This window comes from Flavobacterium phycosphaerae (assembly GCF_010119235.1).
In the GTDB taxonomy this organism is placed as follows: Bacteria; Bacteroidota; Bacteroidia; order Flavobacteriales; family Flavobacteriaceae; genus Flavobacterium; species Flavobacterium phycosphaerae.
The window spans coordinates 923,208-939,752 of record NZ_JAAATZ010000001.1 but is presented as its reverse complement, the minus strand read 5'-3'; the positions used below and the strand labels follow the sequence as shown (position 1 = coordinate 939,752).

16 protein-coding genes and 1 tRNA gene are annotated in these 16,545 nt (G+C 37.4%); 7 read left to right on the top strand and 10 right to left on the bottom strand.

All coding sequences use genetic code 11. From position 1 onward, the window contains the following. The 9 genes from GUU89_RS04120 to GUU89_RS04080 form a co-directional block, all read right to left on the bottom strand. The gene (locus tag GUU89_RS04120) at positions 1-486 is read right to left on the bottom strand and encodes a gliding motility lipoprotein GldH (protein WP_162126736.1); all 486 of its coding nucleotides are present in this window, start codon (positions 484-486) and stop codon (positions 1-3) included. After that, positions 470-1,699 carry a regulatory iron-sulfur-containing complex subunit RicT gene (ricT, locus tag GUU89_RS04115; RefSeq protein ID WP_162126735.1) on the bottom strand — a complete coding sequence of 410 codons (1,230 nt, stop codon included), beginning with the start codon at positions 1,697-1,699 and terminating at the stop codon, positions 470-472. The genes GUU89_RS04120 and ricT overlap by 17 nt, the downstream gene beginning before the upstream one ends. Positions 1,700-1,804: 105 nt before the next feature. Further along, on the bottom strand, positions 1,805-2,839 hold the full coding sequence (locus GUU89_RS04110; RefSeq protein ID WP_162126734.1) for a radical SAM protein: 1,035 nt from the start codon (positions 2,837-2,839) through the stop codon (positions 1,805-1,807). A 59-nt stretch (positions 2,840-2,898) separates the two neighbouring features. Further along, on the bottom strand, positions 2,899-3,129 hold the full coding sequence (locus tag GUU89_RS04105; RefSeq protein ID WP_162126733.1) for a ferredoxin: 231 nt from the start codon (positions 3,127-3,129) through the stop codon (positions 2,899-2,901). After that, the gene (locus GUU89_RS04100; protein ID WP_162126732.1) at positions 3,129-4,370 is read right to left on the bottom strand and encodes a peptidase U32 family protein; all 1,242 of its coding nucleotides are present in this window, start codon (positions 4,368-4,370) and stop codon (positions 3,129-3,131) included. Before GUU89_RS04100 ends, GUU89_RS04105 begins: the two co-directional genes overlap by 1 nt. Next, positions 4,370-5,728, bottom strand: a complete 1,359-nt coding sequence (gene trhO / locus GUU89_RS04095) for an oxygen-dependent tRNA uridine(34) hydroxylase TrhO (protein WP_162126731.1) — start codon at positions 5,726-5,728, stop codon at positions 4,370-4,372. Before trhO ends, GUU89_RS04100 begins: the two co-directional genes overlap by 1 nt. A gap of 89 nt (positions 5,729-5,817) precedes the next feature. Further along, entirely contained in the window at positions 5,818-6,441 is a 624-nt protein-coding gene (gene pth, locus GUU89_RS04090; protein ID WP_162126730.1) for an aminoacyl-tRNA hydrolase, read from the bottom strand. A gap of 78 nt (positions 6,442-6,519) precedes the next feature. Beyond that, a complete protein-coding gene (locus GUU89_RS04085; protein ID WP_162126729.1) occupies positions 6,520-7,128 on the bottom strand; it encodes a 50S ribosomal protein L25/general stress protein Ctc in 609 nt (202 codons plus the stop codon). A gap of 42 nt (positions 7,129-7,170) precedes the next feature. Continuing rightward, the gene (locus GUU89_RS04080) at positions 7,171-8,112 is read right to left on the bottom strand and encodes a ribose-phosphate pyrophosphokinase (protein WP_162126728.1); all 942 of its coding nucleotides are present in this window, start codon (positions 8,110-8,112) and stop codon (positions 7,171-7,173) included. A 262-nt stretch (positions 8,113-8,374) separates the two neighbouring features. Here GUU89_RS04080 and GUU89_RS04075 point away from each other — a divergent pair. After that, a tRNA-Leu gene (locus tag GUU89_RS04075) sits at positions 8,375-8,454 on the top strand. A gap of 37 nt (positions 8,455-8,491) precedes the next feature. Here the strand turns inward: GUU89_RS04075 and GUU89_RS04070 are convergent. Next, a complete protein-coding gene (locus tag GUU89_RS04070) occupies positions 8,492-9,511 on the bottom strand; it encodes a LacI family DNA-binding transcriptional regulator (protein WP_162126727.1) in 1,020 nt (339 codons plus the stop codon). Positions 9,512-9,668: 157 nt separating this feature from the next. Here GUU89_RS04070 and GUU89_RS14950 point away from each other — a divergent pair, with 157 nt between their 5' ends. From GUU89_RS14950 to GUU89_RS04045, 6 genes are all read left to right on the top strand, one after another. Then, positions 9,669-10,439, top strand: coding sequence for a Plug domain-containing protein (locus GUU89_RS14950; RefSeq protein ID WP_235921968.1), 771 nt, complete (start codon positions 9,669-9,671; stop codon positions 10,437-10,439). Beyond that, positions 10,418-12,295, top strand: a complete 1,878-nt coding sequence (locus GUU89_RS04065) for a TonB-dependent receptor domain-containing protein (protein ID WP_235921967.1) — start codon at positions 10,418-10,420, stop codon at positions 12,293-12,295. Before GUU89_RS14950 ends, GUU89_RS04065 begins: the two co-directional genes overlap by 22 nt. Positions 12,296-12,409: 114 nt before the next feature. Next, positions 12,410-12,745, top strand: a complete 336-nt coding sequence (locus GUU89_RS04060; protein WP_162126726.1) for a glutaredoxin family protein — start codon at positions 12,410-12,412, stop codon at positions 12,743-12,745. Positions 12,746-12,751: 6 nt separating this feature from the next. Then, a complete protein-coding gene (locus GUU89_RS04055; RefSeq protein WP_162126725.1) occupies positions 12,752-14,062 on the top strand; it encodes an MFS transporter in 1,311 nt (436 codons plus the stop codon). Further along, positions 14,055-15,230 (top strand): glycoside hydrolase 100 family protein, encoded by a 1,176-nt coding sequence (locus tag GUU89_RS04050; RefSeq protein ID WP_162126724.1) that lies wholly within the window; start codon positions 14,055-14,057, stop codon positions 15,228-15,230. Before GUU89_RS04055 ends, GUU89_RS04050 begins: the two co-directional genes overlap by 8 nt. 1 nt (position 15,231) lies before the next feature. Beyond that, positions 15,232-16,161, top strand: a complete 930-nt coding sequence (locus GUU89_RS04045) for a carbohydrate kinase family protein (protein ID WP_162126723.1) — start codon at positions 15,232-15,234, stop codon at positions 16,159-16,161. Positions 16,162-16,545 lie beyond the last annotated feature (384 nt).

Below are 16,545 nucleotides of genomic sequence, written 5' to 3'. Positions count from 1 at the left end.
TTACTCTGTAGATTCAATTCGGAAACCAACGTCGGTTATGCCGGGAAGAGAAGAAACGCCTTCAATTTTTCCGGTTTGTCTGACCGCTTGTTTGATGTGTATTTTATAATTTCCTTTTTGGGTAAAGCGTTCGTTGTCTTTGTAAAAGAGTTTGTTTTCTTTAATATCGGTAAAGCCGTCACCCAGTAACGAGCCGTCAGGGTTGGTCATTAGATATTCGAGGGTGTCTACTTTTACTTTGTGATTAGGTTGTTCTAACGAAACAATCAGGAACAAATTATTGAACGGATAGTCATCATTATCTCTGACATTCACATACATATTGTAGGCCTTTTTCGGGTCTAATTTGGGCAAGTCAAAAGTTACAATACTGTCTTTGTGCCAAGCCTTTCCCACGGATTTATAGTCGTCAAAAACTCTTTTTTTGTCGCAAGAAATGACTAAAAAAAGAAGTAAAACAAAAAGGATACTATTTTTTATCTTCATTCTTTTTAAGGATTATAGGTCTTTTTCCTTGTGGCTTTTGGTTTTGCCCTTTATTTTGTTCCCCGCCCTGATTTGGGGCTTTGGCCTTATTTTTATTTCTGTTTTTATTTTTGTTTTTTCTGGGTTGGTCAAAACGAGTTAAACTCTCTTGGCCCATAGCGTTATTGAAATCTTTTTCAGGTTCTGCTACCGTTTCAACAGCGTAATCTTCCAGAGAACTAACTTTTTTACCTTGTTTGTTTTGGGCTACTATTTCGCGTACTTGTTCAATATTCAGCACATGCCAATTGGCAAAATTGTCAAAATAAGCAAACCACATTAAGCCTTTGAAGATGTCTTGTTTTTGGCAAACGGCATCGCCTTTTTCGGTTTTCAGTTTGGTTTCAAATTCCGGAAAATCCTTCAATGCATCCATGTAGGTGTCTAACTCATAGTTCAAACAACATTTCAATTTTCCGCACTGACCGGCTAATTTTTGAGGATTAAGCGACAGTTGTTGGTAACGCGCTGCCGAGGTATTTACACTTCTGAAATCGGTTAGCCAAGTAGAGCAACATAATTCTCTACCACAAGAACCAATACCGCCCAAACGCGAAGCCTCCTGACGGAAACCTACTTGTTTCATTTCAATACGGGTGCTGAATTCGCGAGCGTAGTCTTTAATCAAAAGTCGGAAATCGACACGGTCATTAGCCGTATAGTAGAAAGTGACTTTAGAGCCATCACCTTGAAATTCGATATCGGATATTTTCATTTCCAATTTGTGGGCAATCGCCAATTCACGGGCTTTTACCTTCATGGGTTCTTCTTTATCGCGAGCATCACTCCAGATATCGATGTCTTTTTGAGATGCTTTTCTATATACTTTCGGTACATCAGGGCTAGTGTGATTTACCCCTTTTTTCTTCATTTGAATTTTTACCAATTCGCCTGTAAGGGTAACGATACCTACATCGTGGCCGGGTGACGCTTCGGTAGCTACCACATCACCAATGCTTAACGTTAGTTTTTCGGTATTGCGGTAAAATTCTTTTCGGCCGTTTTTGAATCTGACTTCTATGCAGTCAAATGGAGCTTGTCCGTTGGGCAGACTCATATTGGCGAGCCAATCGAAAACGGTTAATTTGTTGCAGCTATCGGTGCCGCAAGTCCCATTATTTTTGCATCCTTTAGGCGCACCGCCATCAGATGTTGAGCAACTTGTACAAGCCATAATTTGAGTATATATTGATCGTGACCACGTCACTACTAGTCATAAACGTTAAAAGTGTAAAGATAGTATTTTGTTGCATTAAATTTCAAAAGAATTTTACCGCCTTTAATTCAGCTCAACAGTGTAGTTTAGCATGTTTCGGTTGGGTTTTTCCAATTCTTTTTTGGAGATAAAAATGTTTTTAAACAACAAGGTGTTCCAACGGTTTCTTTTTTTCCATTGGGTAAAAGTTTCTTCTTTCCAGTTGAAGTCGTCTTTCCAGTAGTATTTTGGCGAAACATAGCAGTAAGTGTAAGGCAGCAGATACGAACTGTTGTTTTCTGTCTTCACGATATAGGATTCGTTCTCTTCTCGGGCAATGGTTTTTGGAAAAAGCAGGGTGATGCCTCTTTGGGCCGATTCATTTTTTAAGAAACCGGAAACTTCGGCATAGTCTTTTTCAATGGCTTTTAGACTGAAATTGTCATAAGTGGTTTCCCCAATTTTGTCAATCGGACGGAGTTGAATGATGTCGATGGCATATTCACCATATACGTTAAAAAAGTCTTTTAGTTGGTGAAAATTATCTTCGTTAAAAGTATAATTGATCCGTAATTTCAGGGTTGGATTTTGCTTCTTTTGCTCGGTAATATTTTTTAAAACCTCGTGAAATTTTTCATAAACCCCTTTGTCCATTAGGTCTTCGTAGGTTTCTTTGGTAACACCGTGCATTGAAATGATGAACTCGTTTAGCCCGGCTTGTGCAAAATCTGCGATGTCTTTTTGATCTAATAAATTCCCATTGGTTACCATACTGATGTAGGGAACTTTATGGTTTTTGGCAATTTCTATAAGTTTGGTGTTGTGCTTGAATAGGGTAGGTTCGGCCCCGCAGCCAATTTGCAATTTCAGCGCATTCTTGAAATTGACTTGAGCCAAAGCTTCCAAATCGGCTTCTTTAATAATGCCTTTCATGTTGGTGCGAACGTATTCGTCATCAGTGAAATAACACATTTTACATCGCAGATTACACGCTAAAACAGGGTCAAATTGTATTGACAAATATCGTTTGTCCAAAACACTCAACAGCCACAACCCGAAGAATTTAATTCGGTGACTTTTGATGTAGTTGTTGAATTTCAGAATTTTATAAATATCCATGCCGGCTTTGTCGTAAATAATTTTTAAAAGTACGGTTTTATAGAAAAAAACAGTAAAAATCAGGTTTCTTTAACACTGATGATTTTTACCGGACAAGCTTTTTCGGCCAGTTCACAGTTTTCAGCTATAGTATGGTCGGCTGATTTGAGCGTGTAAAATCCTTTGGCATTTACGGATTTCAACAACACTGATTTTCCGTCTTTTTTAGACATTTGAAATTGTCCCGGCGCCATTTCTACACAGTAATTGCAGCCAATGCATTTGTCTCGTTGCAGGGTTACAATAACCATTAGTTTTCAACGATTTTATACATTTTGTCGGAAAGGCGAATGCGAAACGGCACTTTCAAAGTACAGCTGTCACCTTTGGTAGCTTTTTCCAATTCTAAATCGTTAACCAGCATGTCTTTGACAACCATTTCTTGAGCGCCCGTGCTGGGTCCGGTGATTAATATCTTGTCGCCTTTTTTTATGTCGTAAGCTTCAATTTTGAATTCGGCTATATTGGATTTCGGGTAATAATGCATGCCTTTGCCAATGTAGACTTTCTTTTGGGTGGCACTTGAACCCGGATTGTCTGACCATTCGCCTAATTTTTGACCCAAATAATACCCACTCCAAAAACCACGATTGTAAACGGTAGAAAGGGCTTCCATCCAAACGGTAATGTTTTCTTTGGTGAAAGTTCCGGTATAATAAGCGTCGATGGCTTCGCGATAGGTTTTGATTACGGTGGCTACATAATCGGCAGCGCGTCCTCGGCCTTCAATTTTCAAGACTTTGATACCCGAATCAATCACTTGGTCCAGAAAATCTAACGTACATAAATCTTTGGGCGACATCATGTATTCGTTATCGATTTCAATTTCGAAACCACTTTCTTGGTCGATAACCGTATATTTTTTTCGGCAGTTTTGTTTGCAAGCGCCACGATTCGCAGACGAGTTATGAGAATGTAAACTCAAATAGCATTTGCCCGAAACCGCCATACAAAGCGCTCCGTGACCAAAGATTTCTATTTCCACTAAATTCCCGCTTGGCCCTTTGATTTGATCTTTTTCGATATCAGCAGTGATTTTCTTTACCTGACGCAGGCTCAATTCACGTGACAACACTATCGTATCGGCAAACATGGCGTAGAATTTTACCGTTTCAATATTGGTCACATTCAGCTGCGTAGAAATATGCACTTCAATGCCCATTGTTCTGGCCGTCATGATTACGGCTTGGTCAGAAGCAATAACGGCGGTTATTCCGGCTTCTTTGGCTTTGGTCAAGAGTGTTTTTACGACAGATAAATCGTGGTCATAAATAATCGTATTCAAAGTCAGATAGGTTCTGACGTTTTTTTCGTTGCAGCGGCGGGCAATTTCCGGTAAATCATCTAAGATGAAATTTACCGTGGCACGAGCACGCATGTTCAATTGTTCAACACCAAAATAAACCGAATCACAACCGTTGTCTAATGCTGCTTGCAGTGATTCGAAATTCCCGGCCGGAGCCATTAATTCAATCCTTCCTGAAGTAGTCATTAGTTGGTGATTTTAAATAATTTATCGGATAATCGGATTCGGAACGGCACTTCAAAAGTTACTTTATCGCCCGGTTTGGCTACCGAACTTTCATTTCCGTTTACCAACATTTTTTCAAGAACCAAGGTTTCGTTACCGGTGGTTGGTCCCGAGATTAGGATTTTATCACCAAGAGTCAGTTCGTGATTTTCAATGATAAAAAGACCTACTTGTGCTTTGACATAATAATGTTCGGCTTTGCCTAAAAGCACTTTTTTAATTTTTATCTTTTGGCGAATGTCTTTGGTTTCTTGGGCTTTCGCCAAAGCGATATCGGAGAGCTCCCCGGAATGTTTGAATTTCAGGTTTTCTGATTTTCCTTTGCGGAAGACTTTGTTACCGACTTGTTTCCCGCTTCTCAGTCTTACTTGTTCCGCCAAAGGTAAATGGGTAATTTCCAGACAGTCTGAAGAACAGCAATTTTCCATAGCGGCCTTACATTCGTCGCATTGAATGAACAACAAATGGCAACCGTCATTGGCACAATTGGTATGATTGTCACACGGTTTACCACACTGGTGGCATTGCGCAACTACATCTTCGGTGATTCTTTCGCCTAAACGATTATCGAACACAAAGTTTTTACCGATAAATTTGCTTTCCAAGCCTTCTTCTTGAATTTGTTTGGCGTAATTGATGATGCCGCCTTCCAATTGGAATACATTTTTAAAACCCTGGTGTTTGAAATAAGCCGAAGCTTTTTCACAACGAATGCCTCCGGTACAATACATGACCAAGTTTTTGTCTTCTTTGTGGTTTTTCAGTTGTTCGTTGATAATGGGTAAACTCTCTCTGAACGTTTCTACATCCGGAGTGATGGCGCCTTTGAAGTGACCGATTTCGCTTTCGTAGTGGTTTCTGAAATCGACTACAATGGTATTCGGATCTTCTAAAATTTGGTTGAATTCTTTGGCTTTTAAATGCACGCCAATGTTTGTAACGTCGAAGGTTTCATCGTTTAAGCCGTCAGCTACAATCTTGTCGCGCACTTTTACGGTCAGTTTCAAAAAGGAATGATCATCGTGTTCAACAGCCACATTCAGGCGGATGTTTTTCATGAAATCATAAGCTTCCAAAGTCTCCCGAAAGGCTTCCAGGTTTTCGGCCGGAACACTCATTTGAGCATTGATTCCTTCTTTGGCTACATAAGTACGGCCAAGGGCATCGAGCTTGTTCCATTCGATAAATAAATTGTCGCGAAATTGTTTCGGATCTTGAATTTTGGCATACGCATAAAAAGACAACGTCAGGCGTTGTTTGCCGGCTTGATCAATCAATTCGGCTCTTTCTTCTGCGCTTAAGGTGTTATACAGTTGCATGCTATAAACGTTTAAGTGAGAATGATGTTGTGAACTCTAAATGGAAGAATTCGGTGCAAATTTACATTTTTTATGGAAACGGCAATAGGTTATTTTCCGTTGAAGGAATTCATGGTGTTGGTTAAACCGGCCAAAGCGAAGGATTCGATAATTTCTTTGGCTACCACAAAACGTTCCATCAATTTTACTTTTTCCGCTTCGTGCCATTCACCTAAAACATAATCTACTTGTTGGCCTTTTTTGAATTCATCGCTGATACCGAAACGGAAGCGGGGATATTCAGTAGTGTTCAACAGTAATTGAATATTCTTTAATCCATTATGCCCACCGTCGCTGCCTTTGGCTTTGATGCGGATGGTTCCGAAGGGTAAATTTAAATCGTCAGTAATTACCAAGATGTTTTCTTTGGCAATGTTTTCTTTTTCCATCCAATATTTTACCGCTTTACCGCTGAGGTTCATGTACGTATTGGGTTTCAACAGGATGAGTTTTCTTCCTTTTACATTGTATTCGGCTACAGCACCTAGTTTGGCCGTTTCAAATGACAAGTTGGCTTCCCGAGCTACATAATCTAAAACCTTGAAACCGATGTTGTGTCGCGTGTTGACATATTCGGCACCGATATTACCAAGACCGACGATGAGGTATTTTTTCATAGGTTCCGTGTTTTCAGCTTTTGCAGTTGTTGTAAAAAGATTTTTAAACCAATTCATGCCGCAAAAGTAGCTAATTTGATTTCATAAAAAAAGCACCGGCGTAAACCGATGCTTTTGTATGTAAAGAATTGAAAATTATTTTTTCTTTCCTTTTGCAGGTGCTTTTGCTGCTTTTGCCGCTTCTTGAGCAGCTTTCATAGCAGCACGTGAAATCTTCACTTGACAAACCACAGTGTTGTCTGGGTGCATCAATTTGAAGTTTTTCGCTTCTAATTTGGTAACGTATAATTTGTTACCCATTTGCAATTCAGAAATGTTAGCTTCAACAAAATCCGGAAGATTTTTTGGTAAAGCTTTCACTTTTAATCTTCTTTGGTTCAAACGTAAATCACCTCCTAATAATACACCTGGTGAGGTACCTGTGATTTTCACCGGAACTTCCATAGTGATTTCTTTGCTTTCGTTTAATTGAAAGAAATCAATGTGTAAAATTTTGTCAGATACCGGGTGAAACTGAATGTCTTGAAGAATAACATTGGTAGTTTTTCCAGCCAAATCAACCACAACGGTGTGTGCGTTTGGAGTGTAAACCAAGCCTTTGAATGCTTTTTCTTCTGCTGCAAAATGCACTGGTGTAGTTCCTCCGTAAATAACGCAAGGGACCATTCCAGCATCGCGTAGGGCTTTAGTAGCTTTCTTTCCTACGGTTTCTCTTTCTTGTCCTTTAATCGTAATCGATTTCATTGTAAAAATATATAGTTAATAAATAAAAAATACTTACTTGAATTACATCAGGAATTTACCGCTGATGGAATTGTTGTGTTGCACCATGTGCATTACTTCGGCAAAAAGCGGAGCACAACTCACCACTTTTATTTTTTTCGATGCTCTCTTTAATGGAATAGAATCGGTTACTATTAATTCGCTTAACTGTGAATTTTCTATTTTGTCATACGCGTCTCCCGAAAGGATGGCGTGGGTACAAATGGCTCTCACACTTAAAGCACCTTTTTCAATCATTAAATCTGCCGCTTTGGCTAATGTGCCTCCGGTGTCGACCATGTCATCTACCAAAATCACGTTTCTGCCTTTCACTTCTCCAATCAACTCCATAGTGCCAATTACGTTGGCGGCTTTTCTTTGTTTGTAACAAATCACTACATCTGATTCTAAAAATTTAGAATAGGCGTAAGCTCTTTTAGAACCTCCCATGTCGGGCGAAGCAATTGTTAAGTTGTCTAATTGCAGACTTTTAACATAAGGCAAAAAGATAGTCGATGCAAACAAGTGGTCTACCGGTTTTTCGAAAAACCCTTGTATTTGATCGGCGTGTAAATCCATCGTCATGATTCTTGTGGCACCAGCTGTTTCCAATAATTTGGCTACTAGCTTGGCTCCAATCGGAACTCTGGGTTTGTCTTTTCGGTCTTGTCTTGCCCATCCAAAATAAGGAATTACGGGAGTAATGTGTCTGGCTGAGGCTCGTTTTGCGGCATCAATCATTAACAATAGCTCCATTAAATTGTCGGCACTGGGAAAAGTGGAGCAGACAATAAAAACGCGTAAACCTCTTATAGACTCTTCAAACGAAGGCTGAAATTCACCATCACTATATTTTGAGAACGTAACTTTACCCAGCGGAACACCATAATGACTGGCAATTTGTTCAGCTAGATAGACGCTTTGCGAACACGCAAAAATCTTTGCTTCTGGTTCTAAATGCGACATTGTAATTTGTTGTTTTTATTCCGTTGCGCTCTATACCATTCGGCTTTGTCATTTGTCAAAACTTGATGCATATAATTGCCTCGGATGTAGTTAGTTAGTTGTGTGTTGCTGTAACGCGGTGCAAATTTAGAAATTAAATCCGAGTGTGAAAGGATATTTTTAACTATTTTTTTGATGGTATGAAGAAAAATTATTTACATTTGCACCCACAAATTGATAAACATCAATGTCCGAATGACAGCTATTTGTCATTTACTCCTTAGCCCGGATGGCGGAATTGGTAGACGCGCACGACTCAAACTCGTGTACTTAGGTGTGTGGGTTCGATTCCCACTCCGGGTACTAAACCTCTCAGAAATGGGAGGTTTTTTTTATGATGTTATGCGGTAGATTCTCGCTCTATAATATTCGTTTCTAATTCAATAGTCTTGGGATGAAATAGTTGCACGTCTTTTTTTGAATTTATTTCTTCTAGCAATAACTTGAACGATTCTACACCCATTTCAAAGCTGGGTTGGTCAACAGTGCTGAGTTTAGGTGTTATTACTTGTGACATAAACCAATTACTGAATCCGATAACTTTTACTTGTTCGGGCACATTGATTCCAACTTCATTAAAATGAGCTAAAACCCCCACGGCTACTAAATCAGTAATCACAAAAACGCCATCAACATTGGGGTGTTCTTTTGCAATTTGTTTGGCAAACATTTTACCTTCTTCAAAGGTTACATTTTTACAAGTATAAACTAATTTTGGATCAAAAGGGATGTTGTTTTTTTCAAGCGCTTTTTTGTAACCCAGAAAGCGGTCAATAGCATTTTGAGGATTTACCGGACCTCGTATGTGAGCAATTTTTTTACAGCCTTTACTAATCAGGTGTTCTACTGCGTTGAAGGCCGCTTTTTGATCGTTTATAATTACTTTAGAGCATGGAATAAGTTTCGAAATTTTATCGAACATTACAAAAGGAATTTCTTTTCTGATGATGTCTTTTATATGTTCGTCATCGTTCGATTGGTTGGATAAAGACATAATAATGCCGTCAACTCTTTTATTCATCAAGAGCTCTACTTGTTTCTTTTCCATTTCCAAAGATTCATTGGATTGTAGAATAATTACCAAATACCCTTTTTTTTCTGCTTCATCAATAATACCATTGATAACATTTGAGAAAAAATGATGCACCACTTCAGGGATAATCAGTCCGATGGTTTTAGATTCTTTAGTTCTAAGATTTACGGCAAAACTGTTTGGAGTATAGCTTAACGAATTTGCTAAGTCTAAAACGGCCTTTCTAGTCTTCGGACTTACATCAGGATAGTTTTTCAAAGCTTTAGAAACAGTAGTAATAGATATTCCTAAGGTTTCTGCAATTTGTTTTAAAGTTATATCTCTCATTTAACAAATATGATAAAAAAATATCAATAAATTACCGAAAACGTTTTCGGTAATTTCGAAAACGTTTTCGATGCTGTTTTCATAAAATTTTGTTAACTAAAAATATAATTTCGGAAAATAAATCAACAATAATTACTAATCAAACAAATTACAAAAAATGAAAAAAAGTACTTTATTTATGAAAAGGTTGCTGTTTTTTATAGCCTTAATGCTATTTAATCTGTCCTTTTCACAAAACAGTAGCTTGTCAGGCAAAGTAGCTGATTCGAAAGGGAATGCTATTGTCGGAGCTAATGTAGTTGTAGAAAAAGCTTCAAAGTCTACGGTTACCGATGCCGATGGGAATTATTCTATTTCGGGTTTGAGCGATGGTTCTGCTTCAGTTAGCGTTTCGTTCATCGGTTTGGCAACTCAAAAAAAATCGGTCAACATCAGTGGTAAAACTACTTTAGACTTCCAAATGCAGGATGACGCCAATTCATTAGAAGAGGTGGTTGTTACCGGAGTTGTAAATCCAAAAGCTAAACTTAAATCAAGCGTTTCAATTACTACTTTAGACGTTAAACAAGTTGAGCAATCGGCTCCCAGATCAACGGCTGAAATTTTTAGAACCATTCCCGGTATTCGTTCAGAGTCTTCAGGAGGTGAAGGGAATGCTAATATTGCAGTTCGTGGAGTGCCTATTTCTTCCGGAGGTTCAAAGTATTTACAAATACAAGAAGACGGGTTACCGGTACTTTTATATGGTGATATTGCTTTCGCTACAGCTGATATTTTTACAAGATTCGACAGAAATATAGCCAAAATCGAAGCAATTAGAGGAGGTTCAGCTTCTACATTATCTTCAAATTCTCCCGGGGAATTATCAATTTTATCAGCAAAACGGGTAAAACGGAAGGCGGAAGTATGGCGACTAGTTTTGGTTTAGATTACAATGATTTCAGAACCGACTTAGAATACGGAGCCAGAATTGGAGATGGGTTATACTTTCATGCCGGTGGTTTTTACAGAACCGGTGAAGGAGTAAGAAGCCCTGGTTTTGTAGCCAATAATGGTGGACAAGTTAAATTTAATGTTACCAAAGAATTCGAAAAAGGTTCAGTAACTGTTTATGCAAAATTTTTGAATGACAGAGCAGCAGCCTTTATGCCTATGCCGATGCAAGTTAGTGGTACAAATGCTAGTCCAAATTGGGGAAGCATCAGCGGATATGATGCAACATCTGGAGCCATGCAATCTGTTTATTTAGATTATAATGTTGGTTTAGGTCCTAATGGTGAATTGAGAAGAGATAAAGTTTCTGATGGAATGCATCCGGTTTCAAAGTCAATTGGAGCCAGTGCTACCTTTGAATTGGCTGACGGTTGGAAAGTAACCGATAATGGTCGTTTTTCATCAAACAGTGGAGCATTTGTTGCCCCATTCCCGGCTGAAGTTGCTACAGCAGGAACTATTGCCAATTCATTTGGTGCCGGTTCAACTTTAGCCTATGCTAATGACGGAACTCCTTTCAACAATCCAAACGGATTGGTTGCCCGAATTCACATGTTTGATACACAATTGAACAACATGGACAACTTTATGAACGACTTAAGAATTACAAAGAAATTCGATAAAGTAGGCGTAACAGCCGGATATTTCAAATCGATTCAAAACATTTCGATGTCATGGTTGTGGAATTCGTATCTTCAAGAAGTGTCAGATAACAATCCAAGATTAATCAATGTTTTTGACGCCGGTGGAAATCCACTTTCAGTAAATGGTTTGTATGCTTATGGTGTTCCGGCTTGGGGCAACTGTTGTACTCGTAACTATGATACACAATACAATGTTTCAGCTCCTTATGCTAACGTTTCTTTTGATGCTACAGATAAACTTTCGTTAGAAGCAGGTGTTCGTTATGACAAAGGACAAGTAAATGGTTCGTTTGCCGGTTCTTCACAAACAGCTTATGATATCAACAATGATGGTGTAATTTCAGCTCCGGAATCTAGTGTATCTGCTATAAACACAGCAAATACTACCGCAGTTGATTATCAATATCACTATGTTTCATATTCTTTTGGTGCCAATTATTTAATTGACGCACAACAATCAGTTTTTGCCAGATACAGTAGAGGTGCTTCAGCAAAAGCAGACAGAATTTTATTCTCAGGGTTAAATTATCTTGACGGTGACAAAATGAATACTTTGGATTATCTAAACCAAGCTGAGATTGGTTATAAAAGAAAATTCACAAAAGGGTATGTATATGCTACTCTATTTAGTTCAAAAACAAATGAGCAAGGCGGATATGAGGCGACTTCTAACAGCATTATTGATAATGACTACAAATCAATGGGATTGGAGTTAGAAACGTCATACAATGCAACAGCTAATTTGAATTTACGTGGAGGATTTACGTATACTAAAGCTGAAATTACTTCAGGTGCTAACGACGGTAACGACCCAAGAAGACAACCTAAAATGATGTACAACTTTATTCCAACGTACAAATTTTCACAAAACAAAAATGCTGTTGGTTTAAGTTTCATTGGTCAAACAAAAGCTTACACACAAGACAGTAACCAATTGGTTATGGACGGTTTCATGATTGTAAACGGATTTGTTGAAGTTACAGTAACCAAAGGATTGTCTTTAAACTTAGCAGGAAACAACCTTTTCAACACTTTAGCCATTACAGAAGCTGAAGAAGGAAACATTACAGAGAATACAGTTAACTACGTTAGAGCAAGACCTCTGCCGGGAAGATCAGTTTCTATGGCATTGTCTTATAAGTTTTAAAATAATTTCATGTTTAATTTGAATAATTCCTATACCAATGAATAATTGGTATGGGAATTATTTTTAAAAAAGAAATAGTCTATTTTTAAGCTATTTTACCAAACTGTTGAAACCATGAAAAAATCAGCCCTACTCATTTTCTTTTTTGCTCTAGTTTTTAATTGTAGTCTGTATGCTCAGGAAAAGAAACAGACAAAATCGGTTATGATAGTCTATGGTAGTGAAGATTGTCATTATTGTATTGACACTAAAAAATATTTAAAAGATAATAATATTGAATTCGTTTTTTTTGACATCGATAAGAATCAAGAAGCTTTACACGAAATGTTATTTAAGTTAAAAAATGCCGGAATAAGCACCTCAAACCTTGGGATACCAGTTATTGATAAGCAAGGAATTATTTTTACTAATAATGGTGTTTTTGAGGAATTTCTCAAAAAGTTAAAATAGCTTATCATGAATAGAAAAATCCACTTGAGTTTTTGGCAAATCATCAATATGAATGTTGGTTTTTTTGGTATTCAATATAGTTTCGGATTGCAACAAAGTGCTGTAAATCCGATATATGATTTTTTAGGAGCTCACCCCGATCAAATACCGTTACTTAATTTGGCCGGACCATTAACAGGACTGTTGATTCAGCCCATAATCGGAGCCTTGAGCGATAAAACTTGGTTGCCAAGATTAGGCGGTAGAAGAAAACCATTTTTCTTAATAGGAGCATTAATTTGCAGCGTGGCATTATTTCTTTTTCCATTTAGTAGCTCATTATGGATGGCTGCCGGTTTGCTTTGGATTTTAGATGCAGGAAATAACACCGCAATGGAACCTTATCGTGCTTTTATTGCAGATAAACTGGATGAATCCCAACAACCAATGGGGTTTCAGGCACAAAGTTTTTTTACCGGTTTTGGGCAAACCTTGGCTAACCTCTCGCTTTTTATTTTTCCATTAATTTTTATAGGCACTACGGGTAAACTTCCCACATGGGTTTTTGCTTCGTTTTTTTTAGGGGCACTTTGTTCCATCGGCTCTGTTTGGTGGAGTTCTTATACCACAAAAGAAATTCCGCCTACTGAAGAAGAATTGCAAAAAATACAATCTGAAAGACTGAGTCTTATAACTCCATTTGCTGATATTATAAAGGCAGTAATCGAAATGCCTAAGGTTATGTGGCAATTAGCTTTGGTTTATTTATTTCAATGGTATGCTTTGTTTTGTTATTGGCAAAATTCATCCAAAAGTATAGCCCTTTCCGTGTGGAATACTACTCCGGAAAAGGATATTAAATTGTATGGAGAAGCAGTCAGTTGGACAGGATTAGTAAATGGATGGTACAATATTGTTACTTTTTTGTGTGCGTTTTCATTGGTGTATTTTGCTAAAAAGTATTCGCCAAAACATGTGCATTTCGGATGTTTGGTTTTGGCAGCTACCGGATTTTTATTATTTCCTCACATTCACAATAAATATTTATTATTTCCTGCTATTACTGGATTTGGCATAGGATGGGCAAGTATGATGGGGATTCCGTATTTGATGATTGTTTCTAATATTCCAAAGGAACGTTACGGTGTTTATATGGGAATCATAAATATGATGATTGTAATACCCATGTTTATCCAAACGATAACCTTCGGATTTATTATGAAGCATTTTTTACATAATGATGCAAGACTAGCCATCACTTTTGCCGGAGTATTGCTGATTATTAGTGCTATTATAACCCTTTTTATTTCAACCAAAAAACAAGCCATCAGTGAATAGTTTAGCCTACGACAAGTCGATTGAGTTATTGCGAAAGGTTGCCACACCCCAAGGTTTTTTGGCTAGTGCCGAAAACACCTCCAATTATAAAAGAGTTTGGGCCCGTGATGGCGTTATTTGCGGGTTGGCTGCATTGGCATCAGGCGATGAAGAGTTAATAAATGCCTTTAAAGAAACTTTGGAAACTTTGGCTAAAAACCAACATCCTGTAGGTACTATTCCCTCAAATGTTTTGATTAATGAGGTAGGAACGGAAGTGAGTTATGGAGGTTTGGCAGGCAGAGTTGATGCAGTAACTTGGTTTATCATAGGAGTTTGTCAATATGCTTTTTATAAATGTGATGTGTCTTTTGTGAGCAGTCACAATAGTCAAATTGAGAAGTGTCTTGCTCTTTTGGATTCTTGGGAATTCAACAATAAACATCTTGTATATGTCCCGCTTTCAGGGAATTGGGCTGATGAATATATAACAGACGGTTATGTGTTATACGACCAACTATTGAGAATATGGGCATTAAAATGCTATAACTACTTTGTTAAAAGTGATGTCATAACCGAAAAAATTATACAAATCACTAAGCAAATTGAAATCAATTTCATGCCTCATACAGAGGGAGAAAAATACCATGAACGGGCCTACAATGAAGTTGATTTCCAAGATTTCATGCCATGTTCTTTTTCACCATCGGGCTATAAAACACAGTTTGATGCCTTTGCCAATTCATTGGTTGCTTTGCTAAATATTGGCTCAACTGTTTTTCAAAAAAAGATTATCAATCATTCGGTTTCATTAGCAAAAGAAACTAGGTTAGGATTACTCCCCGCATTTTGGCCACCTATTTTAGAAACTGATGAGCATTGGAATTTATTGAAGAACAATTGCAAATATGAATTCCGAAATTATCCTTATGAGTTTCATAACGGAGGAAGTTGGCCTATGGTAAACGGATTTTTTGGATTGGCCTTATTGGCAAAAGCGGAAGAAAAAAAGGCAGCATTGATTTTGGAAAATATAAACGAGGCAAATGCTAAGCTGGAATTTTCTTTTTATGAAAATTTCAATTCTAAAACCAATGAGCCTAATGGTGTTTCCAACTGTGCTTGGAGTGCGGCTGCTGCAGTTTTATTGCATCAATCATTATATAATAATTTTAAAATTTTAGTCTAATTTGAAATCAATAGACATCATAAGTATAGGAGAAGTTTTAATAGATTTTATAGGACATGAAATCAATACCTCTATTAATAGAACTAAAGATTATCACCGCTTTTTAGGAGGGTCGCCTACCAACGTTGCAGTTAATGCTTCGCGCTTAGGGTTAAATGCCATATTGGTAGCCTCATGTGGTCAAGACGGATTAGGTGATTATGTTATTCGCAAATTAAAAACCAACAATGTAAACACTAATTATATCAGAAAATCAGAAACGACGCCCACCTCAGTTATTTTTGTTTCCAAATCAACAGAAACCCCTGATTTTATTCCTTACCGTCAAGCCGATTGTGAAATTTTTGAGAGTCAATTACCGGATGACGTTTTGGTTGACGCCAAAATATTTCACACTACTTGTTTTGCATTAAGTAAAAATCCGGCGAGAGATACCATAATAAATCGTGCCAAAAAAGCAAAAGAATTGGGTCTTAAGTTAAGTATTGACATTAATTTTTCAGAACGTATTTGGCCTGATAGAGAAGAAGCAAAAGAGGTGATTAAGGAATATTTAAGCTATGATCCTTTGGTTAAATTAAGTGAAGATGATTGTTATCGTTTGTTTTCATCGGTTAAATCAGAAGAATTTATTTTTGAGTATTTTCATAGCTTAGGGGCTAACACTATTTGCTTAACCAAGGGGAAAAATGGTGTTGTTGTATCAGATGTAACGCAAGGATTGTTTTTTCAAAAAGCTATTCCTATTGAAGATGTTAAAGATACCACTGGCGCCGGAGATGCTTTTTGGACGGGTTTTTTATATGCTCAATTGCATCACAAAACCATTGATCAAAGTATGACCATTGCACAAAAATTAGCCGCTATGAAATTACAGAATGTTGGAAGATTACCTGACGGCATTGACTTCAAAGAGTATTTAAACCAATAGTAATTTTAAATGTATTTCATTTTTATTGAAAAATGTAATTCTAAAAAAGAATAGTTGATAAACTACAAAAAGAGTAAAATTCGTTTGCTAACATTTTATTCTATGAAGAGCTTAGGTCTCGTTTTTAGCTACCTTTTCAAAAATCGCTTGATATTCTCCTCAGTTTCTGACTAGTCATTATACAACACACTCCGAGCTTTAGATAGCTTTCATTAAGTGCTTTTTTTGTAATATTTCCGTAAAATAGTTCTCCATAGTTGTAGAGCCGGTGTCACTATAACGTTCATTTGTAGTTGCTGTAATAATGTTCAATCCTCTTTGTCTGACATCATTTTGTCAAAGCCAAATCTTATCTTTTACTACAAAGCAAGCATTTTCTTAAGA

Bases quoted from the DNA above. Each gene is read 5' to 3' on its own strand.
- GUU89_RS04065 (WP_235921967.1), top strand. From the start codon at position 10,418: ATGGCGACTAGTTTTGGTTTAGATTACAATGATTTCAGAACCGACTTA.
- GUU89_RS04100 (WP_162126732.1), bottom strand. From the start codon at position 4,370: ATGACTACTTCAGGAAGGATTGAATTAATGGCTCCGGCCGGGAATTTC.
- GUU89_RS04105 (WP_162126733.1), bottom strand. From the start codon at position 3,129: ATGGTTATTGTAACCCTGCAACGAGACAAATGCATTGGCTGCAATTAC.
- GUU89_RS14950 (WP_235921968.1), top strand. From the start codon at position 9,669: ATGAAAAAAAGTACTTTATTTATGAAAAGGTTGCTGTTTTTTATAGCC.
- GUU89_RS04080 (WP_162126728.1), bottom strand. From the start codon at position 8,112: ATGTCGCATTTAGAACCAGAAGCAAAGATTTTTGCGTGTTCGCAAAGC.
- pth (WP_162126730.1), bottom strand. From the start codon at position 6,441: ATGAATTGGTTTAAAAATCTTTTTACAACAACTGCAAAAGCTGAAAAC.
- GUU89_RS04060 (WP_162126726.1), top strand. From the start codon at position 12,410: ATGAAAAAATCAGCCCTACTCATTTTCTTTTTTGCTCTAGTTTTTAAT.
- GUU89_RS04120 (WP_162126736.1), bottom strand. From the start codon at position 486: ATGAAGATAAAAAATAGTATCCTTTTTGTTTTACTTCTTTTTTTAGTC.
- ricT (WP_162126735.1), bottom strand. From the start codon at position 1,699: ATGGCTTGTACAAGTTGCTCAACATCTGATGGCGGTGCGCCTAAAGGA.
- trhO (WP_162126731.1), bottom strand. From the start codon at position 5,728: ATGCAACTGTATAACACCTTAAGCGCAGAAGAAAGAGCCGAATTGATT.
- GUU89_RS04055 (WP_162126725.1), top strand. From the start codon at position 12,752: ATGAATAGAAAAATCCACTTGAGTTTTTGGCAAATCATCAATATGAAT.
- GUU89_RS04085 (WP_162126729.1), bottom strand. From the start codon at position 7,128: ATGAAATCGATTACGATTAAAGGACAAGAAAGAGAAACCGTAGGAAAG.
- GUU89_RS04070 (WP_162126727.1), bottom strand. From the start codon at position 9,511: ATGAGAGATATAACTTTAAAACAAATTGCAGAAACCTTAGGAATATCT.
- GUU89_RS04110 (WP_162126734.1), bottom strand. From the start codon at position 2,839: ATGGATATTTATAAAATTCTGAAATTCAACAACTACATCAAAAGTCAC.